The sequence below is a fragment of the Dietzia maris genome (genome assembly GCF_014144855.1).
Classification (GTDB): Bacteria; Actinomycetota; Actinomycetes; order Mycobacteriales; family Mycobacteriaceae; genus Dietzia; species Dietzia kunjamensis.
The window spans coordinates 1-4290 of sequence record NZ_JAALDN010000324.1 but is presented as its reverse complement, the minus strand read 5'-3'; the positions used below and the strand labels follow the sequence as shown (position 1 = coordinate 4290).

The following is a 4290-nucleotide window of genomic DNA, read 5'->3' as shown; positions in this document are numbered from 1 at the left end:
GGCCGCCTTAACACCGATCGTGCGGGTCTGGCGGGCGACGGTACCGAGGGCGTCCTCGCCCAGTTCGACCTGCTCCTCGACGGCGCCGGCGGCGCGGGCCACCTGCTCGTTGACGCGGGCCAGGCCGGCCTCGAGCTGCGGGTTCTCCTCGCGGAGCCGGCTCACGACGTCCTCACCGCGGGCGGCGAGGCCACCGTAGATCCCGGCCGCGACCTGGACGTACGCGTCGGCGACCTTGCGCAGCTCCTCCGGGCGGAAGCGGGTGACGAGCTCCTCGACCTCGGCCGGCAGGGCCTGGACGCGCTCGGGGACCTCGTTCACGCGGTGCTGGACCTCGGTGACGCGGGTCTGCGCCCCGGCCACGCGCTCGTTGATGCGGTTCTGCGCCTCGGCCACGCGCTCGGTGACCTTGGTCTGCGCTTCGGTGACGGCCTCCTCGGCGCGACGGCGCAGGTCCGCGACCATGCCGGAGACGGCCTGGATGGCGAGGTCGTTGACCCCGACGTAGGCGTAGACCGGGGTGCGCACGGCGGCGATGGCCTGACCGAGCGGGCCCTCCAGGGCCTGCTCCTTGACGGCCTCGCCCTTGGCCTTCTGCTCGGCGGCCTCGGCGGCGGTCTTCTTGGAAGTGGGCTTCTTGTCGGCCATTTTGACTCCTCGGTGGTGTCGTGCGGGTGTTCTCTTGTGCGGTGTCACGTGGCCCTGCGGGCCGTCGTCCGGAGTTCCCTCAGGGAACGTTGACGACCTGGGCGGCTGCCGTTGCGTTGTTCGCTCGGAACGACTCGTAGATCTCCACGAGCACCTCCCTCTGTCGCTCTGTGAGGTCCGGGGCGGTGAGGATCGCATCCCTCACCGGACTCCCCTGCTTGAGTTCGAGGATCCCCGCGCGGGCGTAGAGCACCTCGGCGGACAACCTCAGACCTCGGGCGATCTGACCCAGGACCTCGGCGGACGGCTTGCGGAGCCCGCGTTCGATCTGGCTCAGATACGGGTTGGAGACGCCGGCACGCTCCGCGAGCTGCCGGATGGACACCTCGGCGGCCTCCCGCTGGGCGCGGATGAACGACCCGATGTCCTGCGACTCGGACGAACGCTTGTCGTCCTCACCGTGCGAGGTGAGGTCGCTGTGACGCGGCACCTCACCCGTCGGCTTGTTGCGACGCGCGAGGGTTGCGGCGGTCGGTTCATCGACCTGTGCTCCGGTGCTCTCCGCAGCCTCGTCGTGTGTGTGTCCACTCTGTGCGGCCATGGAGTCACCTCCCTCCGGCGTCCGTCTCTCATCGCCTGACCCAACGCTAGCAACGGGTGCTTGCTACAGCAAGCGCTATGTGTACGGCGATGCGGTGCGATGGGTCACACCGGCCCGTCGGGATCAGACCTGGGCCGGGATCAGAAGATGAGCTCGGTGGTGGTGTGGATGACGAGCCCCGCCAGGGCCCCCACGACCGTGCCGTTGATGCGGATGAACTGCAGGTCCTTGCCCGCGAGCAACTCGATCTTGTCGGAGGCCTCGTCGGCGTCCCACCGTTCGACGGTCTCGGAGATGATCGAGGTGACCTCGCCGGCGTAGTTCTCCGCGACGTAGCGAGCGGTGCGGGTCATGTAGTCGTCGAGGCGCGCCCGCATCTTCCCGTCCCCGACGAGCATGTCGGCCAGACGGCCCAGGAGATCGTCGATCTTCACCCGCAGCGTGGACGACGAGTCCTCGGTGGCCTCGACGATCATGCGCTTGGCGGCCGCCCACGCCGATCCGGCGGCGCGGCGCACCTCGTCGCGGCCCATGACCTCGTGCTTGAACGTCTCGAGCTTGGCCATGGTGGACGGGTCGTGCTGGAGGTCACGGGCGAAGTCCTCGACGAACCCGATCAGCGCCACCCGCACGGGATGCTGCTTGTCGACCTTGATCTGCCAGGTCCACTCGCGCAGCTCGCGGTAGGCACGCTCGGAGAGCAGTTCGTTGACGAACTGGGGCGCCCACGTGGGGGCCTTCTCGCGGACCCAGCGGTCGATGGTCTCGGGGTTGGCCTCCACCCAGCCGTGGGCGCGGTCGGCCATGAGGTCCATCAGCGGCAGATGGCGTCCCTCATCGAGGAGCTCGGCGAGGATCCGACCGGCCGGCGGCCCCCATTCCGGCTCGGCGATGCGGGAGACGATGGTGCGTTCGATGATCGCGACGGCGTCGTCGTCGCGGAGCACGGCCAGAACGGCACGGATGGCCTTGGCGGCCTGGTCCGAGGCCATCGCGCGGTGGTCGTCCTCGGCCAGCCACTCACCGGCGCGTTCGGGGATGCGGGCGCCGCGGACCTTCTCGCTCACCATCTCGGGGTCGAGGAAGTTCTCCCCCACGAACCCGCCGAGGGACGTGCCCAGCTGGTCCTTCTTCTTGCGGATGAGCGCGGTGTGCGGGATGGGGATCCCCAGCGGGTGCTTGAACAGGGCGGTGACGGCGAACCAGTCGGCCAGCCCGCCGACCATCCCCGCCTCGGCGGCGGCGCGGACGTAACCCACCCAGGGGTCGGCGCCGTTGTGCAGCGCGTACTCCGCGACCAGATAGACCAGTCCGGCCACGACGAGGAACCCCGTCGCAACCGTCTTCATACGACGGAGGGCTGACCTCCGCTCGGCGTCGGTCGCCGGGTCGCCCGCCCTGAGAGCGGGCGCGCCGGCACCCACGACCGGGTCGACCGTCAGTGTGCGTCCTCGCGGCCGTGCTTACGGAAGCCGTACATGCAGATGAACAGCCCGATGAGGAAGACGACGGTGGTCGCCACGACCGCCGCGATGACCAGCCCCAGCGAGACCCCGGCGTTCTCCGTGTAGTACCCGATGGCGGTGATGGGCAGGCCCAGCATGCTCATGCTCAGCAGGAGGATGACAGACCCCACGTAGATCGAGGTCGAGTACAGCGGGTACGTGGGGGCGACCTCCGTCGCGTACGGCGGGTAGTACTCCTCGACGATGGCGGCACCAGTGTGCTCGAGCGTCTGACCGGCCATGATGTCGTCCTCTTCTCTCAACTACCGATCCCGGGCCCGTGACCCGAGACTTGTTCTGTGTCCGATCTTATTGGAACCCCGGGGATCCGGGGCAACCGCCCGTCGGATCCGCCGCGCGGCGGCGACCAGATTGCGCAGGCTCGGCTCCAACTGCCAGGTGTAACGGCTCTTGAGCCCCCCGTCCGGCACCGCCCACACGCGGTCCACCCCGACCGCGTCCACCGCCCGGAGCAGCCTCGAGTGCAGCAGGTCGATGTCCGGGACGAACCCCGACCGTGACTCGTACACCCCGGGCGCGACCTGACGGGTCAGTGTGTGGTCCTCCAGGGCCTCCAGTACCCACTCGATCGACCGCGTCGCGACGATCGCGGTGACGTCGGCGTCGAGTCCCTCGATCGCCGCCTTCATCTCCCGCAAAGACGAGTAGGTGAGGTGCGTGTGGATCTGGGTGTCCGGTCGCGCCCCGGCCGAGGCCAGGCGGAAGGTGCCCACCGCCCAGTCGAGGTACGCGCGTCGGTCCGCGCCGCGGCGCGGCAGGAGTTCCCGGATGGCGGGTTCGTCGATCTGGATGATCGCCGTCCCCGCCGCCTCCAGGTCCGCCACCTCGTCGCGCACCACCAGCGCGAGCTGCGTGGCGACCTCGGGCAGTGCCAGGTCCGTGCGGCAGAAGGACCGCGCGAGCATCGTCACCGGGCCGGTGACCATCCCCTTCACCGGCCGGTCGGTCAGCGACTGCGCGTACCCGGTCCACTCCACGGTCATCGGCGCGGGTCGGGCCACGTCGCCGTACAGGATCGGCGGCCGCACACAGCGCGAGCCGTAGGACTGCACCCAGCCGCTGCGGGTGGCGGCGAACCCGTCGAGGAGTTCGGCGAAGTACTGCACCATGTCGTTGCGCTCGACCTCGCCGTGCACCAGCACGTCCAGGCCGATGTCCTCCTGCAGCCGGATCACCGAGGCGATCTCGGCGCGCAGGTAGTCGCAGTACCTGTCGTAGTCGATCCGCCCGTCCGCCAGGTCCCTGCGGGCACGCCGGATCTCCCGCGTCTGCGGGAACGAGCCCAGCGTCGCTGTCGGCAGCGTGGGCAGTCCGAGCCGGTCGGCCTGCCGGGCAGCCCGCTCGGCGTAGGGGACGCGGACCTTGTCGTCGTCGTCGACCCGGGCGGTCCTCGCCCGCACGTCGTCGCGGCGCGCGCTGGGCAGTACCGGCAACCGGCGCCAGCGCGGTGTGGGGCCGTCGACCAGGGCGTGCGCGAGCGAGACCACCTCGGCGACCTTCTGCTCGGCGAACGCC

Annotated in this window: 3 protein-coding genes and 2 pseudogenes; all 5 read right to left on the bottom strand. The window is 70.0% G+C overall.

From position 1 onward, the window contains the following. Nucleotides 1-648: pseudogene (locus G6024_RS11080) on the bottom strand (hypothetical protein); the annotation flags it as partial. Nucleotides 649-727: 79 nt separating this feature from the next. Continuing rightward, nucleotides 728-1249: a helix-turn-helix domain-containing protein gene (locus G6024_RS11075; RefSeq protein WP_096906772.1), complete on the bottom strand. Its 522-nt coding sequence runs from the start codon at nt 1247-1249 to the stop codon at nt 728-730. A 140-nt stretch (nt 1250-1389) separates the two neighbouring features. Beyond that, a complete protein-coding gene (locus G6024_RS11070; protein ID WP_159148706.1) occupies nt 1390-2598 on the bottom strand; it encodes a DUF445 domain-containing protein in 1209 nt (402 codons plus the stop codon). An 89-nt stretch (nt 2599-2687) separates the two neighbouring features. After that, nucleotides 2688-2996: a hypothetical protein gene (locus G6024_RS11065; protein ID WP_159148705.1), complete on the bottom strand. Its 309-nt coding sequence runs from the start codon at nt 2994-2996 to the stop codon at nt 2688-2690. Between the two features lie 21 nt (nt 2997-3017). After that, a pseudogene (locus G6024_RS11060) lies at nt 3018-4290 on the bottom strand (5-methyltetrahydropteroyltriglutamate--homocysteine S-methyltransferase); the annotation flags it as partial.

Bases quoted from the DNA above. Each gene is read 5' to 3' on its own strand.
- G6024_RS11065 (WP_159148705.1), bottom strand. From the start codon at position 2,996: ATGGCCGGTCAGACGCTCGAGCACACTGGTGCCGCCATCGTCGAGGAG.
- G6024_RS11070 (WP_159148706.1), bottom strand. From the start codon at position 2,598: ATGAAGACGGTTGCGACGGGGTTCCTCGTCGTGGCCGGACTGGTCTAT.
- G6024_RS11075 (WP_096906772.1), bottom strand. From the start codon at position 1,249: ATGGCCGCACAGAGTGGACACACACACGACGAGGCTGCGGAGAGCACC.